This window comes from Leisingera daeponensis DSM 23529 (assembly GCF_000473145.1).
Taxonomy (GTDB): Bacteria; Pseudomonadota; Alphaproteobacteria; order Rhodobacterales; family Rhodobacteraceae; genus Leisingera; species Leisingera daeponensis.
The window spans coordinates 26826-45841 of sequence record NZ_KI421501.1; the positions used below are offsets into that span (position 1 = coordinate 26826).

Below are 19016 nucleotides of genomic sequence, written 5' to 3' on the forward strand. Positions count from 1 at the left end.
TCACCAGCTGATGTCCGCGGGCGCCAGCCGCGTGGTGTTTTCCTGGATGCGGCTGATCCGCCCGTCCTGAAAGTAGATCACCCGGTGGGCGATCTTCTGAATGTCGGCGTTATGGGTGATCACCACCGTCGCGGTGCCGAAGTCGCGGTTGATCTGGTGCAGCGCCTCCAGCACCTGAATGCCGGTCTTGCTGTCCAGCGCGCCGGTCGGCTCGTCGCACAGCAGCACCCCGGGGCGCTTGGCAATGGCGCGGGCAATCGCCACCCGCTGCTGCTCGCCGCCCGACATCTCCGCCGGGAAGTGGTCCATCCGGTGCCCCAGCCCCACCAGCTCCAGCGCCTCGGCGGCGGGCATCGGGTCGCGCGCCACATCGGTCACCAGCTGCACGTTCTCGCGCGCCGTCAGGCTGGGCACCAGATTGTAGAACTGGAAGATAAAGCCGACATGGTCGCGCCGGTAGCGGGTCAGCTCCCGGTCCCGCATCGCGGTCAGCTCCAGATCGCGGAACCAGACCCGCCCGTCCGTCACATGATCCAGCCCGCCCAGGATGTTCAGCAGCGTAGACTTGCCGCTGCCGGAGGGGCCAAGCAGCACCGCCAGCTCGCCGCCGGGCAGCTCCAGATCGACACCCGCCAGCGCATGCACCTTGGCGCCGCCGGTGTCATAGACCTTGGTCACACCCTTCATGGTAAAGACGGGATCCGCCACAGCCGCCCTCCTTTCGCGGCGATACTGCCACAGGCGGCTGCGGCGCGGAAATGATCTGCCTCAACCTGTCCGGCAGGCGCCGCCGGGCCGCGCTTGCGGCGGCTGGCTTGCGCAATTCATTTCGACTCGCTATCTATTGCGGATGGACCAGACCGCCCGCATCCCCGAGCTGATCAGCCGCCTCGCCCGCCTCGACGCCGGCGAAAGCTGGGCGGCAGAGCTGAACCCGGCGCAGCGGGCCGCGCTGGACTATCTCTCCCGCGCCAACCGGTTTTCCCGCAGCCCCTCGCACGTGGCCGCCTATCTTGGCAGCACCCGCGGCACCATCTCGCAAACGCTCAAGGCACTGGCGCAGAAGGGCTATGTTGAGGAGGAGCGCTGCGACACCGACAAGCGGGTGATCCGCTTTGCCCTGACCGCCAGGGGCGCAGAGGCGACCGCCCTGCCCCGCGCGCTGGCAGACGCCGCAGCGGCCCTGCCCCCGGCGGACCGGACCGCGCTGCAGGCGGCGCTGGAACAGATCCTGGGCCGCATGATCGCGCAGAACGGCGGCCAGCCCTTCGGCCTTTGCCGCGCCTGCAGGCATTTCGCGCCGGACGGTCCGGGCGGCTTCTGCCGCCTGCTGGCGGAGCCGCTGTCGCCCGAAGACACCCGCAAGATCTGCCACGAACAGGTGCCCGCATGACCCCAACGCCCCCCGCGTCCCGCATCGCCGGGCTGTTCCTCGGCTCGGTCGCCGCGCGCTGGCCCGGCCGCCCGCCCTCTGCCATCGCCAAGACCCGCACGGACGGCCCGCAGCAGATCACCGAACTGGGCTTTACCGGCGACGCCCAGGCCGACCCGCAAAATCACGGCGGCCCCGACAAGGCGATCCACCAGTACCCCTCGGACCACTATCCGCAGTGGATGGCCGAGGGCCAGATGCCGGAGGACACCGTCCCCGCCGCCTTTGGCGAAAACATCGCGGCGCTGGGAATGACAGAAACCAATCTCTGCATTGGCGACATCCTGCGGCTGGGCACGGCGGTGGTGCAGATCAGCCAGGGCCGCCAGCCCTGCTGGAAGGTCAGCCAGCACACCGGTAACCCCAGGATGGCCTATCTGTTTCAGAAGACCGGCCGCACCGGCTGGTACTACCGGGTGCTGGAGCCGGGCCAGGCGGAGACCGGCAGCGCCATCACCCTGATCGGCCGCCTGCACCCGGACTGGAGCGTCGAACGCGTCACCCGCCTCCGCCTCAGCCGCAAGGCCACCGCGCCGGAGGCCGCGGCGCTGGCGCAATTGCCCGAACTGGCGGAGGGCTGGCGCCAGGCCTTTGCCCGCATGGCAGAGGGCGACACGGCAGAGGACACCAGCGCCCGGCTGCTCGGCAACTGATCTGCGCCCCGGCGCAGGCCGGGACGCAGCACTGTTGCGGCAGGGTCAGCCCAGCACGGCCTGAACCGCCCGCACAGTGGCCGCAACCACCTGATCGGCCTCTGCCCGCGTCAGGCAGAACGGCGGCGCAAAGCCCAGGATATCGCCCTGCGGCATGGCTCGCGCGATGACCTTGTCCTGCTCCAAGAGCTTGGCCGAGATCTGCGGCCCGATCTTGTCCGCGGCATCAAAGAACGTGCGGCTGTCCTTGTCCTTCACGAACTCCACCGCGCACAGCATCCCCTCGCCGCGCACATCGCCCACATGGGCATGGCCCGCCAGCGCTTCCGCCATGGTGGCATTCAGATAGGCCCCCACTTCGCCCGCATTGCTGACAAGGTTCAGCTCATCAATCAGCTTGAGGTTCGCAACCCCCGCCGCCGCCCCGATCGGGTGCGCCGAATAGGTCCAGCCATGGCCGATCGGGCCGTTCTCGTCGGTCCCCTGCTCCAGCACCTTCCACACCTTGTCCGAGACGATGGAGCCACTCAGCGGCGCATAGGCCGAGGTGAGGCCCTTGGCTATGGTGATGATATCCGCCTCGATCCCGTAATGATCCGAGCCGAACATCGAGCCGAGACGCCCGAAGCCGGTCACAACCTCATCGGCCACCAGCAGAATGTCATGCTTCCTCAGCACGGCCTGAATGGCCTCCCAGTACCCCGCGGGCGGCGGCACGATGCCGCCGGTGCCCAGCACCGGCTCGCCGATGAAGGCCGCGATGGTATCCGCGCCCTCGCGTTCGATCAGCGCCTCCAGCTCCGACGCGCAATGGGCCACGAACTGTTCCTCGCTTTGGTCCAGATCCGCGCGGCGGAAATAGTAAGGCGCCTCGGTGTGAATGACCTGTTCCACCGGCAGGTCGAACTTCTTGTGAAACAGCTCCAGCCCGGTCAGCGAGCCGGTGACCAGCCCCGACCCGTGATAGCCGCGCCAGCGCGAGATGATCTTCTTCTTCTCCGGCCGGCCCAGGATGTTGTTGTAATACCAGATCAGCTTGACGTTGGTCTCATTCGCGTCCGAGCCGCCAAGGCCGAAATAGACCTTGGACATATTCGCAGGTGCCCGGTCCAGGATCATCTTGGCCAGCGTGATCGAGGCCTCGGTGCCATGCCCGACATAGGAATGGTAATAGGCCAGTTCCCGTGCCTGATCTGCGATGGCCTCGGCAATCTCCTGGCGGCCATAGCCTACGTTCACGCAGTAAAGCCCGGCAAAGGCGTCCAGCAGCCTGTTGCCGTCGCGGTCCTCGATGAACACGCCGGAGGCGGTCTTGATGACCCGGTTCGGGCTTTCGCCGCGGGCGTGCTGCGCCAGATGGGTGGAGGGATGAAAGAAGTTCTCACGGTCCCACTGGTCAAGCTGGTCGTTCTTCAGCATCGGATTTTCCTTCCATTTGCGTTCTGCGGCCGGGAATTTTCAAAAACTCCTGGCAAAAATCTTCGAAGATTTTGGTCCGTCACGCCCAGTCGCGGCAGACGTATTTGACCTCGGTGAATTCCTCCATGCCCAGCCGCGCGCCTTCGCGGCCAAGACCGGACTGTTTGGTGCCGCCAAACGGGATCGGCGCGCCGGTCACCTTGGTGCGGTTCACCGCCACCATACCGTATTGCAGCGCCCGGCTGAGGCGGTAGATGCGCCGCGGGTCGTGGCTGTGGACATAGGCCACCAGCCCGTATTCGCTGTCATTGGCGCGCGCCACGGCCTCCTCCTCGCTGTCAAACGGCGCGATGGCGGCGACGGGGCCGAAGGTCTCCTCCGTCATGATCAGCGCCTCCGCCGGCACATCGGTCAGCACGGTCGGCTCATAGAACAGCGGCCCCAGCGGATGCCGCCTGCCGCCGCAAGCCAGCGTTGCGCCCTTGGCCAGCGCATCGGCGACATGCGCCTCCTGCTTTTGCACCGCCTTTTCATTCATCAGCGGGCCGAGGTCGCAATCCTCCATCCCCCGCCCGAGGGTCAGCGCCTGCGCGGCCTTGGTGAACCTGGCGCAGAACTCGGCATACACCGCCCGCTCCACCAGGATCCGGTTGGCGCCCAGGCAATCCTGGCCGGAGGTGGCGAATTTCGCCTTGATGGTTTCGCCGACGGCCTTGTCCAGATCGCAGCCCTTGAAGACAAGCACCGGCGCATGACCGCCCAGCTCCATCACCAGCCGCTTCACGGTGCCGGCGGACTGGCGGTACAAAAGCCTGCCCACTTCGGTGGAGCCGGTGAACGACAGCGCCCGCACCCGCGGGTCGGCGGTCCAGGGCTCCACCACAGTGGAAGCCTTGCCGGTCACCACGTTGAATACCCCCGGCGGAAAGCCTGCGCGCTCCGCCAGCTCCGCCAGCGCCAGCGCGCTGAACGGCGTCTCGCCCGACGGGTGCGCTACCACGGTGCAGCCCGCCGCCAGCGCTGCGGCCGCCTTGCGGGTCAGCATGGCGGAGGGGAAGTTCCACGGCGTGATCAGCGCCGCCACCCCCACCGGCTCGCGCCACAGCTCCACCTCGGCGTCCGGCAGGTGGCTGGTCACGCCCTCGATATTGGGGCGCTTGGCCTCCTCGGCATAGAACTCCACAAAGGCCGCGCCATAATCAATCTCGCCGCGCGCCTCCGACAGCGGCTTGCCCTGTTCCAGCACCATGATGCGGGCGAGGTCTTCCTTGTGCTGCAGCTGCAGATCGTACCAGCGCCGCAGGATGGCCGCGCGCTGTTGCGGCAGCAGCCCGGCCCAACCCGCAAACGCCGCCTGCGCCGCATCGACCGCGGCAGAGGATTCCTCTGCCGACAGGCTCGCCACATGGCCCAGTTCGGCGCCGTCTGCCGGATCGCTCACCGGGAAGGTCTCGCCATTGGCCGCGGCGCACCACTTGCCGCCTATGTAGGAAAAAGAGCGAACCAGCGCCTTGTCGGCAATGTCCGCACGGGCAGAGAGAGCGGTCTCTGTCATGATTGTCCTCCTCACGTCTTGCAGAGGAATGTGCCGGACTGAAACAGAGGATGTGACTGAAGTTCAGGAGCGGCGCAGAAGAATCAGCTGGTTAATTCAACAAATCCACGACTAAGTTCTTCGTCTTGATAGTCTGAATAGGAGCAAACATGAAACTCGATTGGATTGATAATCAGATTTCACAACTCGCAGTCAGGTTCTTTTATAAGTTTTCACGGTTTGAGTACTCCATGAAGCAAGTTGAGTGGTGCAAAGAAATCGGCAGACACTCCGATATTGCACCTGACTGGGAGGGAATGTTTTTCAACTCTCTGAAAACTAACTACGTAGCTCCAGAGACCGCTAGATCCTTACGAGCCGAAGACCCCAAGAGGTTCAGAAGAAGAGCTGATGGTTTTGAATGGGTGTCTTGTAACAACGAACAACACGCCCTGCTCAAAACCATCTTTGATCTGAAAACAGTTCGAAACAATCTTTTTCACGGAGGCAAGCATGAGAATAGCGGTTGGGATAATCCTAAGAGGACTAAGAAGTTGCTATCACTCTCTATCGAAGTAATTGATGACCTCGCAGTACAAACCGGAACGATTTGTGGCGACTTTTCAATACACTATAGTTCTGATTACTAACCCAATAAAATATCCAGCGGCGGCGCGACCGCGCCCTTCACCGGCTTCGTCACCACATAGGTGAAATAGCGCGACAGGCCGATGCGGGCGTCCAGCATCTCGTCGATCAGCCGCTGATAGGCGTCGATGTCGCGGGTGACGATCTGCAACAGGTAGTCAAACCCGCCCCCCAGCGCCCAGCAGGCGGTGACCTCGTCATAGCGCTGCATCGCCGCCTCAAACGCGCGGAAGCTGGCGGCGGTGTGGTCGGCGATTTCCGCCGCGACAAACACCGTCACATGCGGCGCCAGCTTCCGCAGGTTGATGCGGGCGCCATAACCCTCGATCAGCCCCGCCTGCTCCAGCTTCTTCAGCCGGTCCCAGCAGGGGGTCGGCGACAGGCCGATCCGGTCGGCCAGCGCGGCCTTGGTGATGCGCCCCTCGGTGGAGAGAACGCGCAGAATGTCGAGGTCGCGCTGATCCAGTTGCATGTCTTCCGCCCTATCAGCCGCCGCAGACGCCGACAACCGCAACGCAGTCGCCGGATTTGATGAGACCGGGGAAGTGGCGGCTGATCACCAGCCCCGCGCGCCGGGCGCGGTATTCCACCGGCGCCTGCCCGGTGCGGTCCATCGGCCAGACCCGGGCGATCAGATCGCCCTGCGCCACCGGCGCGCCCAGATCGGTCATGATCTCAAACAGCCCGTCGCTTTCGCTGAACAGGAAACAGTCATCATCCGGCATCGAGAGGCGGATGGTGTCGTCCACCTGCATCTCCCCGCGCAGGATGCCCGCATGAATCAGCACATTGCGCAGCCCCTTCTTGGCAATCGCATTGCCGCGCGCGGTGGACGATCCGCCGCCGCCCAGTTCCGTGGTGACCAGCACCTTGCCCATCTGCTCCACCGCGGTGTCGTACATGCCCGCGCTGTCGATCTCCAAAAGCTCCACCGAATAGGGCGCGTTGAACGCCTTCATCGCGGCAAAGCACGCCTCCTGCGTGGCCTTGTCCTCCAGGATATGCGCGGCGGCAAAGGGCACGAAATCCAGCGTCTTGCCGCCGGAGTGGAAATCCACCGCCAGATCCGCCATCGGCAGCAGCGTGCGCTGGAAGTAGTCGGCGATCTTCTCGGTCACGGTGCCGTCCGGGCGGCCGGGAAACGAGCGGTTCAGGTTGCCCCTGTCGATGGGCGAGGTGCGGGTGCCCGCGCGGAACGCCGGATAGTTGAAGGCCGGCACGATAATCAGCCGGCCGGTCACCTCCTCGGCGCGGGTGTTCGCCGCCAGCTCATGCAGCGCAATCGGGCCTTCGTATTCATCGCCGTGGTTGGCCCCAGTCAGCAGCGCGGTCGGCCCCGCGCCGTTCTTAATCACCGTCAGCGGGATCATCACCGAACCCCAGGCCGAGTCATCGCGGCTGTAGGGCAGCTTCAGATAGCCGTGATGCACCCCGTCCCGGTCCAGCGGGATGGTGGGGGAAATCGGATTTGGCTTCATGGATCAGTCCTTCACGAACATCTTGCGCGGCACATCGGACAGGCACTCCGGCCCGTTCGCCCCGATGCGGATGCTTTCGGTGATCTCAAAGCCCCAGTCCTCCATCCACAGGCCGGTCATGAAGTGGAAGGTCATGTTTTCCTGCAGCACCGTGGTGTCGCCCGCCCGCAGCGACATGGTGCGCTCGCCCCAGTCCGGCGGATAGCTGACCCCGATGGGATAGCCGGTGCGGTTGTCCTTCTCGATGCCGTATTTCTTCAGCACCTTGAAAAACGCCTTGGCGATGCCCTCGCAGGTGTTGCCGGCCTTTGCGACCTCCAGCCCGGCCTCCATGCCCTCCAGCACCGCCTTCTCCGCATCCAGGAAGGTCTGCGTCGGCTTGCCCAGGAACACGGTGCGCGACAGCGGGCAGTGGTAGCGGTGGACAACGCCCGCGATCTCGAAAAACGTGCCCTCGCCGGATTTCATCGGCAGGTCGTCCCAGGTCAGATGCGGCGCGGCGGCGTCGGAGCCGGACGGCAGCAGCGGCACTATCGCCGGGTAATCGCCGCCAAAGCCAAGCTCCGCATCATAGCGCAGGCCCGCGTCATAGATCTCCGCCACCAGATCGCACTTGCGCATCCCCGGCTCAACGCGCTCGAAAATCCGCTGGTGCATCCGCCCGACGATCTGCCCGGCCTGCCGCATATAGGCCAGCTCTGCCTCGGACTTCACCGCCCGCTGCCAGTTGACCAGCGCGTTGGCATCGGCAAAGCGCGCATTCGGCAGGTGCTTTTGCAGCGAAGCATAGGCCGCGGCGGTGAAGTAGTAATTGTCCATCTCCACGCCGGTCACGCCGCCGTCCAGCCCGCGGTCCTTGAGCTGCGCCGACAGGTAATCCATCGGATGGCGCTCGGTCGATTGCACGTAATGATCCGGGTAGCCGATGATGTTTGCCGGCTCCATCCAGCAGGTGCGCAAGGCGCCGTTGGCGTCCTGGCCGCGCCCGTACCAGACCGGCTCGCCGTCCATCCCGACAACAACGCATTGATGCACGTAGAAGGACCAGCCGTCATAGCCGGTCAGCCAGTTCATGTTCGACGGATCGGTGACGATCAGAAGATCAAGCCCGCGGCGGGACATTTCGGCCCGGGTCTTGTCCAGACGCGCCTGATATTCAGCGCGGGAGAAATACAGCTTGGGGTCTGCCATATGCGTGGTTCCTGGTTGATCAGCTGGTGAATGTGGCGCCTGCCCCCGCCGCATCAGCGCGGGAGCCTGCAAGGGTTGCGATGGCGGTGTCCTGCACACCGGTGCCGGTCAGATCGGCAATGATCAGATCACCGGGGGACCGGCGGCCTGCGGCCTTGCCCGCGGTGATCTCACCCAGTTCGGCAAAGCACCGGTCTTCGGGGATCAGCCCGGCGGCGATGGCGCTGCGCAGCTCGCCCTTGACGGCGCATTGCGCCTGGCTGTCGGGCACATACAGGTCCGCGCGGGCCAGACAGGCGGGCTCCAGCTCGCATTTGTGCTCCTGATCCGATCCCATGGCGATCACCAGCTGGCCGGGCTGCAGCCATTCCGCATGGATCACAGGGCCGGCTGCGGGCGTTGTGGTGACGGCAATATCCGCCGAGGCTACTGCCGCCGCGGCGTCGGTCGCTGCCTGGACATCAATCCCCAGCTCTTCGCGCAGGCTGGCTGCTGCGGCCTCTGCCTTGGCGCTGTCCCGTGCCCAGATCACCGCGCTTTTAATACCGCGCACCAATGTCATCGCCTTCAGCTGCATCCGCGCCTGCACGCCCGCGCCAATGATGCAGACGCGCTCCGCATCCGCCCGCGCCAAATGGCGCGCCGCGACTGCGCCGGCGGCGGCGGTGCGCACGTCGGTGAGGTATCCATTGTCCAGCAGCAGCGCCTCCAAAAGGCCGGTCTTGCTGGAAAACACCACCATCAGCCCCGTGGTGCTGGGCAGCCCGATCTTGGGGTTGTCGAAAAACCCCGGGCTCATCTTCATCGCAAAGCTGCCGATCCCCGGCACATAGGCGGTCTTCACGCAGACCTCGCCGTTATGGTCCGGAACCAGCAGCGTCATGATCGGCGGCATCTTCACCCCGCCGCCCGCCAGCGTGGTAAAGCCTTGCTCCACACAGTCCACCGCATCGCCGTCCAGCGGCACCAGGCCGCGCAGCTCCGCCTCCGTCAGGATCCTGATGTCAGGCATCCGCACCTCCCCCGGTCTCTGCCGCCACGTCCGCATCTTCACCATCAATGATGCGTTTGTGCAGGTCCATTCCGATGTTCTGGCCGCTCACCAGCACCGCGCAGCGCCCCGGATGCTCAACCCTGCCCGCCAGCAGCGCCGCAATGCCGACACTGCCGGAACCCTCGATCACCAGCCGCTCCTCGAAATAGGCGTGCCGGATGGCGGCCGCAATTTCCGCCTCGGAGACCAGCACCACATCATCGACGAGCGCCTTGGTCATTTCAAAGGTATAGGCATTGTCCAGCCCGATGCCGCCGCCAAGGGAATCCGCCAGCGTCGGCAGCTCCTCGACCTGCACCGGCTTGCCCGCCTGCAGGCTGGCGTGCATCGCCGCGCCGCGCGCCATGCTGACGCCGATCACCCGGATCGCCGGGTTCACCGCCTTCATCACCATCGCCACGCCGGAGATCAGCCCGCCGCCCGACAGCGGCACCAGCACGGTCTCCAGATCCGGCGCCTGCTCCAGCATTTCCAGCGCCACGGTGCTTTGGCCCGCTATGATATCGCGGTGGTCAAAGGGCGGCAGCATGGTCATGCCCTCCGCCACCAGCCGGTCGACCTCCACCTGCGCATCATCCTGCGAGCGGCCCGTGATCCGCACCTCGGCGCCGTGGGACCTGATGCCCTCGACCTTGTTCTGCGGCACCAGCTCCGACATGCAGATGATGCAGCGCACCCCGGCCTGCGCCGCCGCATAGGCCAGCCCGCGCCCGTGGTTGCCGGTGGAGACGCCAACCACCCCCGCCGCGCGCTGCGCCTCGCTCAGCGACAGCACCGCATTGGTGGCGCCGCGCAGCTTGAAACTGCCGGTGATCTGGGTGCTTTCCAGCTTCAGCGAAACCGCACCGCCGCAAAGCGTGCTCAGCGCGGGAGACTCCACAAGGGCGGTCTGCCGGACCCGCCCGGCGATCCGCGCCTTGGCCTGATAGCTGTCCTGAAGGGCGATTTTCTCAGTCATTGGACCTGTCTTGCCTGATTAGAGTTCGAACAGCCGGCCATAGCCCGGCACCGCATCCGTGATCCCCGCCAGCCGCAGGCAGCGCCAGACCATCGCCTGGTTCGAGCTGACAACCGGCTTGCCCAGCCGGTCCTCGATCCGCTGCACGCAAGCAGCGGCCCGCAGCGCGGTGCAGGAGAGAAACAGCGCATCCGCGCCCGCATCGCAGGCGGCAATCCCGGCCTCGATGATGCTGTCCTCGGAAATCCGCGCCATCCGGCGGTCGTCGGTCAGCCCGAAACAGGCGGCACTGACCACCTCCGGCCCGTGTGCGGCGAAATACTGCGCCATCTCATCGGTGACTTCGGGGCTGTAGGGGGTCAGCAGCGACACCCGCCCGGCCCCCAGCGCGGCAAACGCATCAAACGCGGCAGAGCTGGGGGTGACGCAGGGCGCGCCCGGCTTGGCCGCGTTCAGATACCCGGCGACCGCCTCGTTGCCCAGAACGATCGAGGCCGCGGTGCAGCCATAGGCCACCACATCCACCGCTTCCCCCGGCAGGATCTGCGCCGCCGCCGCGCTCAGCCGCGGGCCGGTCTGCAGCAGCGTTTCCCGGGTGGTCGGATTCTCGAATTCGATCCGGTTCACATAGACGCCGACCCGGTCCGGGTCGCAGATCCGGGCAAAGTCGCGCTCCGACGTGTGGTCGGTCGCCAGCGCCACCAGCGCGATCCGTTTCTTCACGGGGCGGTCGTCCAGCCTGGCCGCAACGCGCGAGGGCGTGGCATGGATATCAAGAGCCATTTTCGCTTTCCTAAACAACAAGAACCGGGGTTTCCGCCAGGCTCGTCACCTTGTGGGAGACACTGCCCAGCAGGACGCCTTCCAAGGAGCCAAGACCGCGGCTGCCGATCACGATCAGGTCCTGCCCGTGCTCCCTGGCAAAGCTGGTGACGGTGCGCGCCACCGGCCCGGCTTTGACAAAGGCGCGCGGGGCTTCGATACCGACCGCCCGGGCCAGCGCCTTGCCGCGCTCGGCCACCTCCCGGGCGTGGCTGCGCATGAGTTCGTCCAGATCCTCCGGCTGATCCGGGCGCACCATATGCATCGAGGCCTCCAGCAGCGAGTGGTGGCGGTAGACCGTCAGCAGCGTCAGCGCGGCGCCGCACAGCTGCGCCAGCTCCGCCGCCTTGGCCAGCGCCGCCTCAGCGCCTTGCGAGCCGTCAAAGGGCACCAGAATGGATGTGAACATCGCCGCGCCTCCCTACTTGGCAAAGGCCAGATCGCGCAGGAACAGCGCAATCTGCGGGAAGAAGATCAGCGCCACCGACACCCCCAGCAGCATCAGGATGAACGGCGGCGTGCCGCGCACCACCTCGGCATAGGGGCGCTTGAACACGGCAATCGCGGTGAAGATATCGCAGCCGAACGGCGGCGTGGCCGACCCGATGGCAACCTGCAGGGTGATGATGGTGCCGACCAGCACCGGGTCCAGCCCCACCGATTTCACCACCGGCGCAAACACCGGCACCAGCACCAGGATCACCACGATGGGATCGACGAACATGCAGCCGATGAAAAACGCGATGGAGATCACGAACAGCACCCCGATGGCGCCCATCTCGGCAATGCCGATGGCGCCCAGGATCTGCTGCGGCACCTGCGCGAATGAGATCACCCAGGAAAACGCCGCCCCTGCCCCCACCAGGATGAACACGATGGCGGTGACCAGGCCGGTCGACTTGGCGGTCTCATAGACATCCGCCAGCGCCATGGAGCGGAACACCAGCACCTCCAGGATCAGCGCATACAGCACACAGGCCGCCGCCGCCTCGGTCGGGCTGAACACGCCGCCGTAGATGCCCCCGATGATGATCACCGGGAACCCCATCGGCCACAGCGCCTGCCGCATGGTCCTCAGGCGCTCGGCCCAGGTGGCCCTGGGCTCTGCCGGCACGTTGTTGCGCACCGCATAGATATAGGAGTAGGCGGAAAACAGCAGCAGGATCAGCAGCCCCGGCCCGATCCCCGCAATGAACAGCTCGGCAATCGAGGTGCTGGAAACCACGCCGTAAATGATCATCCCGATGGAGGGCGGGATCAGAAAGGCGATGTCGCTGGCATTGACGATCAGCGCCAGCACAAAGCTGTCCTTGTACCCCGCCTGCAGCATCCGCGGGCGCAGCGGCGAACCGATCGCCACCACCGTCGCCTGGGTCGAGCCGGAGACCGCGCCGAACATGGTGCAGGCCGCCGCGGTCGAAATCGCCAGCCCGCCGCGGATATGGCCGACATAGGCCATCACCACATTGATCAGCCGGCCGGCTGACTGGCCGCGGGTCATGATGTCGGCGGCAAAGATGAACATCGGCACCGCAATCAGCGACGCGGGCCGGATTCCCGCCAGCATCTGCTGCACCATGGTCTCGGTCCGGGCCAGATCGCCGAACAGCATCAGAAAGCCGATGAACGCGCCGGCAATCAGCGGGATCATCATCGGAAAGCCCAGCAAGAGCAGGACAATCATGGTCAGGAAGATGGTTGCAGCCATGGGTCCGTCCTCAGATCTCGATTTCTTCCGCGTCCTCGTACCCCTCCTGCACATGGGTCGAGAGGTAGATGCCGGGGGATGTCAGATTGCGCACCGCGGTCAGCAGGTACTGGGCACCGGTCATGAAGAACCCCGCAGGCACCCAGACCAGGATCACCCAGACCGGGATCTGCAAGGCGGGCAGCACCCGCCCCCGCGACGCCTGCGAGCCGATGTATTTCACCGCGTAAAAGCACAGCAGGAACATGAAGCCCGCGGTGATCACCGAAATCACCACCACCATCACCTTGCGCAGATGCGGCGGCAGCAGGTCATAGACCGCCGACATCCGGATGTGGCGGGCATTGCGCGCCGCATAGCTGATGCCGGCAAAGGTGATCAGGATGATCAGGATCCGGTTCAGCTCCTCGGAGAAGAAGATGGAATTGCCCAGCACGAACCGCCCCACCACATTGGCCACGGTATTGGCGGCCATCAGCAGCACGCCGGCGGCCAGCAGGAACGACTCGGTGCGGCTGATGGCGCTGTCGATCACACCCAGGAAACCGGGCAGCGCGGAGTCATGTGTCTGGTGCATTCCGTCCTCCCAAGGACTGCGCCGGGCTGAGCGGGCGGCCCCCGCTCAGCAGCACGTGCCATGCAGGCGTCAGTTGGCGGTGGCCGCCAGGTCCGCCTTCATCTGCTCCAGGATCGCGGCGCCGCTGTCGCCGGTCATCTCGATGAACTTGGCCTCAACCTCTGCCGCCGCCTCCTTGAAGCAGCTGCGCTGCTCGTCGGTCAGCACCGTCACCTGCATCTCCGGCTTGGCCTCCATGATCTTGGCCAGCTCGGTCTCTGCCGCCTCCTGCTGATAGACCACCGTGTGGTCATAGGCCGCCTGCGCCGCGGTCTGCACCAGCTCCTGATCCTCCGGGCTCAGGCCGTCATAGAAATCCTTGTTGGCCATCACCGCGGTGGTGAAATTGTTGTGGCCCGCATAGGTGATGTAATCGGTGACCTCATAGATCTTGGTCGAGTACAGGAAGAACGTCGGGTTCTCCTGCCCCTGGATCACATTGGTCTGCAGCCCCCCGTACACCTCGCCCCACGGCAGCGGCGTCGGGGTGGCGCCAAAGGCCTTGTAGCTTTCGACCAGCAGCGGGTTGGTCATCACCCGGAACTTCACCTCGTCCAGATCGGCGCAGGTGGTCACCGGCGTCTTGGTGGTCATCGCCACTTCGCCCTCGGGGAACATGTTCAAAAGCTCCAGCCCCTGATCGGCATAAAGCGGCTTGAACATATCGTTGATCGCCTTGCTCTCCTTGTAGAAGCGCGCCAGGTGATCCTGATCGGTCGGCAGCAGATAGGGCACAAAGAACACCTGCGCCTCGGGAATCAAGGAGCCGGTGAAGCCCGGCGACTGGTCGACGAACTGCAGGATGCCGTCCTGGGTCTGTTCCATGATGTCGGCGGATTCGCCCAGCGTGCCATAGGGGAACAGCTGGATCTCGTGATCCGAATTCGCCTCGATCTCTTCCTTGAACTTCTGCGCATAGACGCCCTGCACATCGGTCATCGCCTCCTCAAAGGCATACCGCCAGGTGTCCGCCTGCGCCGCGCCGCCCGCCAGGGCAATCCCGGCCGCCGCAAGGGCAGCGAAGCTGAATGTGACTGTCTGAGCCATGATTTCCTCCCAGGTCTCACCGGTGCCTGCGCACCGCTGCGCCAGACTTGAGAGGAATTGTACTGCATGTCAATTTTTTTATTGTTGCAGGACAATCAGTATGTGAAGGGCGCGACCCCCTCCGGCGGACGCCCCAGCATCCCGCCGATCAGCTCCAGCGCCTGCCGGAACCGGTCCTGGTCCTGCACACTGCCCAGCGACACCCGCACCGCGTTCTGCGGCGGGGTCTTGGGGGTCAGGAACGGCGCATCCGGGGCGACCGCCACCTTCAGCTCCTGCGCGTAGGAGACAAAGCTGGCGGTGGTCCAGCCATCGGTCAGCGGCAGCCACAGGTGCAGCGCCGAGGGGTGGCCCTGCCAGTCCCAGCCGCGCAGCACATCTTCGGCAATGGCATACCGCTCCGCCAGCGCCCGGCGCTGCCACAGGGCCAGCTCCAGCGCGGTGCCGTCCTGCACCCAGCGGGTGGCCAGCTCGCACATCAGCGGCGTCGCCATCCAGCCGAACACCACAATCCGCCCGGTCAGCGCAGGCAGCAGATGCTCCGGCGCCGCCATGTAGCCCGCGCGCAGCCCCGACACCGTGCATTTGGTAAAGGTCGTCAGGTAAATCGACCGCTCCGGCGCCAGCGCCGAGACCGGCACCGGGCGGTCCTCCGCCACCGGCCCGAAGGCATCGTTTTCGATGATGTGCAGATCATATTTCCGGGCAATCCCCACCAGCGCCCGGCGGCGCTCTTCCGGCATCATCCCGGCGGTGGAGTTGGCCAGGGAGGGAAGCAAAAACAGCACCTTGGGCGACTGCTCCCGGCAATAGCGCTCCAGCGCCTCCGGCAGGATGCCATCGCCGTCCGTCTCCAGCCCGGCCAGGTTCAGCCCCAGGTAGGAACATCCCGACACCAGCAGGTGATGGGTGATCTTGTCCGACACCACCGTATCCCCCGGCCGGGTCAGCGCCGACAGCGCCGCCGACATTCCGTGACTGGCGCCGTTGGTCATGATGATCCGCTCCGCAGGCACCTCCAGCCCGCAGACCTTCAGCCACTCCGCCCCGGCAGCCCGGTGCGCGTCATGGCCTACATTGGGGCGGCAGGACAGGTAATAACTCGGGTCCAGCGCCTCCGGCAGCTCCTTCAGCGCCTGCTGAAACCGCTCCGCGTGCTGCTGCGAAAACAGCGGCCTGGAGATCGACAGATCAAAGCCGCCGCCCTTCTCCGAACTCAGCTGGAACGGCTGGTCATTGGACGTGTCCGGGTCCAGCACATAGCTGCCGCGCCCCACCTGCCCGTCAATCAGCCGCTGCCGCCGCAGGCTTTCATAGGCCTTGCTGACGGTATGCACGCTCAGCCCCAGCTCCTCCGCCATCCTGCGGTGGGTCGGCAGTTGCGTGCCCTTGGGCAGCCGCCCGTCCGAAATCGCCTTGGCGATGGCGGCGGCCAGGCTGCTGTGCAGCGGTGTGGTGAGCGAAGCGGGATCGGGATACCAGATTGTCATGGTGCAATTGTATAGCGCCCCGCGCCGCAAACCCCAAGACAATTGCCGCAGATCGCGGACTCACCGGCCCCGGCTGTCCCTGCCCGCCCCTTACCCCGCAAAAAATATTTTGTAGGGTAACAAAACCGGCTATACATACCCCACAAATAATTTTCTGTGGGGCAGCCCCGTGATCCAGCACCATTCCGCCGCCGGCACCGCCGCCTGGACCGATCTTCTGCGCTCGCTCAAGGACAGCGCGGTCTCCGGCCTGCGCGGCGCCCCCAAGCTCAAGACCATCGGCCGCAAGCGCTACTGGTACGACCACTACCGGATCGGCACCGAAACCGTGGACCGCTACATCGGCGAGGACACGGAGGAACTGCGCAGCCGGCTGGAGCGCCAGAAACCCATTGCCGAGGCCGAGAAACAGGCCAGCCGCGAGCGCGCCCGCCTGATGCGCACCCTGCGCGCCGAAGGCTACCTGATGGCCGATGCCGGCAGCGGCCAGGTGATCTCCGCCATGGCCCGCGCCGGGGTGTTCCGGCTCGGCGGCACCCTGGTCGGCACCCAGGCCTTCCGCTGCTACGAGGGCGAGCTGGGCGTGCGCATCACCTTCGACCAGGCGGCGATGACCGACGACATCGACATCGCCAGCTTCGAGCGGCTGTCCCTGGTGCTGCAGGACAGCGTCGATGCCCCGCTGGCGGATGTCTTCTCGGAGCTGAAGTTCGACCCCCTGCCCTCCACCGAAAAAGGCCAGGTCTGGCGCTGGCGGCAGACAGACCGCCGCACCCTGGTCGAATTCCTCACCCCCTCCTTCAGCGATCAGGAGGGCCTGCGCGACCTGCCCGCCCTCGGCGTCAGCGCCCAAAGCCTGCATTTCCTCAACTACCTGATTGCCGAACCGCTGCAGGCGCCCCTGCTCTACCGGTCCGGCGTGCTGATCCAGATCCCCCGGCCCGAACGATTTGCCATCCACAAGCTGATCGTCGCCGACCGCCGACGCGGCGGCGCCGACGCGCTGAAATCGCGCAAGGACCGGGCCCAGGCCGCCTTCCTGATCGAGGTTCTGCACGCCGAGCGCCCCGATGATCTGGCCGAGGCGTATGAGACCGCGATGGAGCGCGGCCCCGCCTGGCGCGCCCGCATCGCCGCCAGCCTGCAGCAGATGCCGGAAACCCGCGCCCTGCTGGACTCGCTGCCGTCCTGAGCCCGCCTCAGCCGGCCTGCAGCTGCCGCACCATCTCGTCCCGCATCCGGAACTTCTGCGGCTTGCCGGTGACGGTCATCGGCAGCTCCGCCACGATCCGCACATGCTGCGGGATCTTGAAATGCGCGATCTGGCCGCGGCAATGGCTGCGCACCGCCTCTTCGTCCAGGCTGGCGCCCGCCGCCGCCACCACCCAGGCGCAGACCTGCTCGCCGAATTTCTCATCCGGCACCCCGAACACCTGCGCATCCGCGATATCCGGATGGCGGATCAGAAACTCCTCGATCTCGCGCGGATAGATGTTCTCGCCGCCGCGGATGATCATATCCTTCACCCGCCCGGTGATGCTGCAAAACCCCTGATCGTCAAAGCTGCCCAGATCGCCGGTGCGCATCCAGCCGTCCCGGACCGCCCCGCCGGTCGCCTCCGGATCGTCCCAGTACCCCCGCATCACCGAATAGCCGCGCACCAGCAGCTCGCCGCGTTCGCCCGCAGGCACGGTGCGGCCCGCGCCGTCCACCGCCTTCACCTCCAGATGCGGATGCACCCGGCCCACGGTGGTGCAGCGTTTCTCTGCCGGATCAGAGGTAAAGCTCTGAAAGGACACCGGCGCGGTTTCGGTCATGCCATAGCAGATCGTCACCTCCTGCATATGCATGTCCCTGTTGACCCGCCGCATGATCTCGATCGGGCACGGCGCGCCCGCCATGATCCCGGTGCGCAAGGAGGACACATCGCGCGGGTTCTGGTCCAGCTCCTGCAGCATGGCGACAAACATCGTCGGTACACCGTAAAGCGCGGTCGCCCGCTCGGCGGCGGCGGCCTCCAGCACCGCGGCCGGCTCAAACGCCTCGCCGGGGAAGATCATCGCAGCCCCCTTGGACACCGCTCCCAGCACCCCCATCACCATGCCGAAACAATGGTACAGCGGCACCGGGATCAGCAGCCGGTCGGCCTCCGTCAGCTTGATCCGGCTGGTGACGAACCGGGCGTTGTTGACGATGTTGAAATGCGTCAGCGTCGCCCCCTTGGGCAGCCCGGTGGTGCCGGAGGTGAACTGGATGTTGATCGCCTCCTCCGGCGTCAGATCCGCGCTGAGCGCGTCCAGCGCGGCGGCGTCCGCACCCGCGCCCATCCCCTGCACAGTGTCGAAAGAGAGCACACCGGGACCAGGATCCGCCGCCATCACCACCGCATGGCGCAAGGCAGGCAGCCGCGCGGCCGCCAGCCCTCCGGGGGCGGCGGCAGCCAGCTCCGGCGCCAGTTCGCGGATCATGCCCAGGTAGTTGGAACTCTTGAAGCTTTCCGCCGCGATCAGCACCTTGCAGCCGGTCTTGTTCAGCGCATATTCCAGCTCCGCCAGCCGGTAGGCCGGGTTGATCGTCACCAGAATGGCGCCGATCCGGGCGGTGGCGAACTGGGTCAGCACCCATTCGCAGCGGTTCGGCGACCAGATGCCGACCCGGTCGCCCTTGCCGACCCCCAGCTCCAGCAGCCCCGCCGCCAGCTCATCCGCCCGCCGCGCCAGCTCCGCATAAGTCATCCGGATGCCCGCATCCGGGAACACCAGCGCCTCGCGGCTGCCATGCCGCTCCACCGCCTGCCGCAGCAGCGCCGGGATGGTGATATGCTGCAGCGGCGGCTCATTCGGCCCCCGCACATGCGACAGGCCGTCAATCGGGGCGGTAGGATCAGGGTGCAGGTCAGTCATGGCCGTCCTCTGCTGGATAAACGGACCGGGCCGCCGCGACGGCAGCCCGGGCAAGGGTCAAAC

At 65.8% G+C, this 19016-nt stretch carries 19 protein-coding genes; 4 read left to right on the forward strand and 15 right to left on the reverse strand.

Going from position 1 to position 19016, the window contains the following annotated elements:
• Positions 1–708, reverse strand: a complete 708-nt coding sequence (locus tag DAEP_RS0119875; protein WP_008558589.1) for an ABC transporter ATP-binding protein — start codon at positions 706–708, stop codon at positions 1–3.
• 142 nt (positions 709–850) lie between these two features.
• On the opposite strand from DAEP_RS0119875, the gene DAEP_RS0119880 reads away from it, so the two are divergent.
• Together DAEP_RS0119880 and DAEP_RS0119885 are read left to right on the forward strand one after the other, a co-directional pair.
• A complete protein-coding gene (locus DAEP_RS0119880; protein ID WP_027245915.1) occupies positions 851–1393 on the forward strand; it encodes a MarR family winged helix-turn-helix transcriptional regulator in 543 nt (180 codons plus the stop codon).
• Positions 1390–2085 carry an MOSC domain-containing protein gene (locus DAEP_RS0119885; protein ID WP_027245916.1) on the forward strand — a complete coding sequence of 232 codons (696 nt, stop codon included), beginning with the start codon at positions 1390–1392 and terminating at the stop codon, positions 2083–2085. Before DAEP_RS0119880 ends, DAEP_RS0119885 begins: the two co-directional genes overlap by 4 nt.
• A gap of 45 nt (positions 2086–2130) precedes the next feature.
• Here the strand turns inward: DAEP_RS0119885 and DAEP_RS0119890 are convergent, their stop codons facing one another.
• On the reverse strand, positions 2131–3504 hold the full coding sequence (locus DAEP_RS0119890) for an aspartate aminotransferase family protein (RefSeq protein ID WP_027245917.1): 1374 nt from the start codon (positions 3502–3504) through the stop codon (positions 2131–2133).
• Between the two features lie 79 nt (positions 3505–3583).
• The gene (locus DAEP_RS0119895; RefSeq protein ID WP_027245918.1) at positions 3584–5059 is read right to left on the reverse strand and encodes an NAD-dependent succinate-semialdehyde dehydrogenase; all 1476 of its coding nucleotides are present in this window, start codon (positions 5057–5059) and stop codon (positions 3584–3586) included.
• A 149-nt stretch (positions 5060–5208) separates the two neighbouring features.
• Here DAEP_RS0119895 and DAEP_RS24095 point away from each other — a divergent pair, with 149 nt between their 5' ends.
• Complete coding sequence (locus DAEP_RS24095; protein WP_154665119.1) at positions 5209–5688, forward strand: hypothetical protein; 480 nt, start codon at positions 5209–5211, stop codon at positions 5686–5688.
• Here the strand turns inward: DAEP_RS24095 and DAEP_RS0119900 are convergent.
• From DAEP_RS0119900 to ehuR, 11 genes are all read right to left on the reverse strand, one after another.
• Positions 5685–6158 (reverse strand): Lrp/AsnC family transcriptional regulator, encoded by a 474-nt coding sequence (locus tag DAEP_RS0119900; RefSeq protein ID WP_027245919.1) that lies wholly within the window; start codon positions 6156–6158, stop codon positions 5685–5687. The genes DAEP_RS24095 and DAEP_RS0119900 overlap by 4 nt on opposite strands.
• A 13-nt stretch (positions 6159–6171) precedes the next feature.
• Positions 6172–7164, reverse strand: a complete 993-nt coding sequence (doeB, locus tag DAEP_RS0119905) for a N(2)-acetyl-L-2,4-diaminobutanoate deacetylase DoeB (RefSeq protein WP_027245920.1) — start codon at positions 7162–7164, stop codon at positions 6172–6174.
• A 3-nt stretch (positions 7165–7167) separates the two neighbouring features.
• Positions 7168–8355 carry an ectoine hydrolase DoeA gene (gene doeA / locus DAEP_RS0119910; protein WP_027245921.1) on the reverse strand — a complete coding sequence of 396 codons (1188 nt, stop codon included), beginning with the start codon at positions 8353–8355 and terminating at the stop codon, positions 7168–7170.
• Between the two features lie 19 nt (positions 8356–8374).
• Complete coding sequence (gene eutC / locus DAEP_RS0119915) at positions 8375–9367, reverse strand: ectoine utilization protein EutC (RefSeq protein WP_027245922.1); 993 nt, start codon at positions 9365–9367, stop codon at positions 8375–8377.
• On the reverse strand, positions 9360–10367 hold the full coding sequence (eutB, locus tag DAEP_RS0119920) for a hydroxyectoine utilization dehydratase EutB (protein ID WP_027245923.1): 1008 nt from the start codon (positions 10365–10367) through the stop codon (positions 9360–9362). The genes eutC and eutB overlap by 8 nt, the downstream gene beginning before the upstream one ends.
• A gap of 18 nt (positions 10368–10385) precedes the next feature.
• Positions 10386–11150 carry an ectoine utilization protein EutA gene (gene eutA, locus DAEP_RS0119925; RefSeq protein ID WP_036761488.1) on the reverse strand — a complete coding sequence of 255 codons (765 nt, stop codon included), beginning with the start codon at positions 11148–11150 and terminating at the stop codon, positions 10386–10388.
• Positions 11151–11160: 10 nt separating this feature from the next.
• Complete coding sequence (locus DAEP_RS0119930; protein ID WP_027245925.1) at positions 11161–11598, reverse strand: universal stress protein; 438 nt, start codon at positions 11596–11598, stop codon at positions 11161–11163.
• A 12-nt stretch (positions 11599–11610) separates the two neighbouring features.
• On the reverse strand, positions 11611–12897 hold the full coding sequence (locus tag DAEP_RS0119935; RefSeq protein ID WP_027245926.1) for a TRAP transporter large permease: 1287 nt from the start codon (positions 12895–12897) through the stop codon (positions 11611–11613).
• A 10-nt stretch (positions 12898–12907) separates the two neighbouring features.
• Entirely contained in the window at positions 12908–13474 is a 567-nt protein-coding gene (locus tag DAEP_RS0119940) for a TRAP transporter small permease (protein WP_008558544.1), read from the reverse strand.
• Between the two features lie 69 nt (positions 13475–13543).
• Positions 13544–14560 carry a TRAP transporter substrate-binding protein gene (locus DAEP_RS0119945; RefSeq protein ID WP_027245927.1) on the reverse strand — a complete coding sequence of 339 codons (1017 nt, stop codon included), beginning with the start codon at positions 14558–14560 and terminating at the stop codon, positions 13544–13546.
• A 95-nt stretch (positions 14561–14655) separates the two neighbouring features.
• Positions 14656–16050, reverse strand: coding sequence for a MocR-like ectoine utilization transcription factor EhuR (ehuR, locus tag DAEP_RS0119950; RefSeq protein ID WP_027245928.1), 1395 nt, complete (start codon positions 16048–16050; stop codon positions 14656–14658).
• A 169-nt stretch (positions 16051–16219) separates the two neighbouring features.
• Between ehuR and DAEP_RS0119955 the strand changes: the two genes are divergently transcribed.
• On the forward strand, positions 16220–17242 hold the full coding sequence (locus tag DAEP_RS0119955) for a nucleotidyltransferase family protein (protein WP_008558555.1): 1023 nt from the start codon (positions 16220–16222) through the stop codon (positions 17240–17242).
• 7 nt (positions 17243–17249) lie between these two features.
• Here the strand turns inward: DAEP_RS0119955 and DAEP_RS0119960 are convergent, their stop codons facing one another.
• Positions 17250–18953, reverse strand: coding sequence for an AMP-binding protein (locus DAEP_RS0119960; RefSeq protein ID WP_027245929.1), 1704 nt, complete (start codon positions 18951–18953; stop codon positions 17250–17252).
• Between the last annotated feature and the right edge of the window lie 63 nt (positions 18954–19016).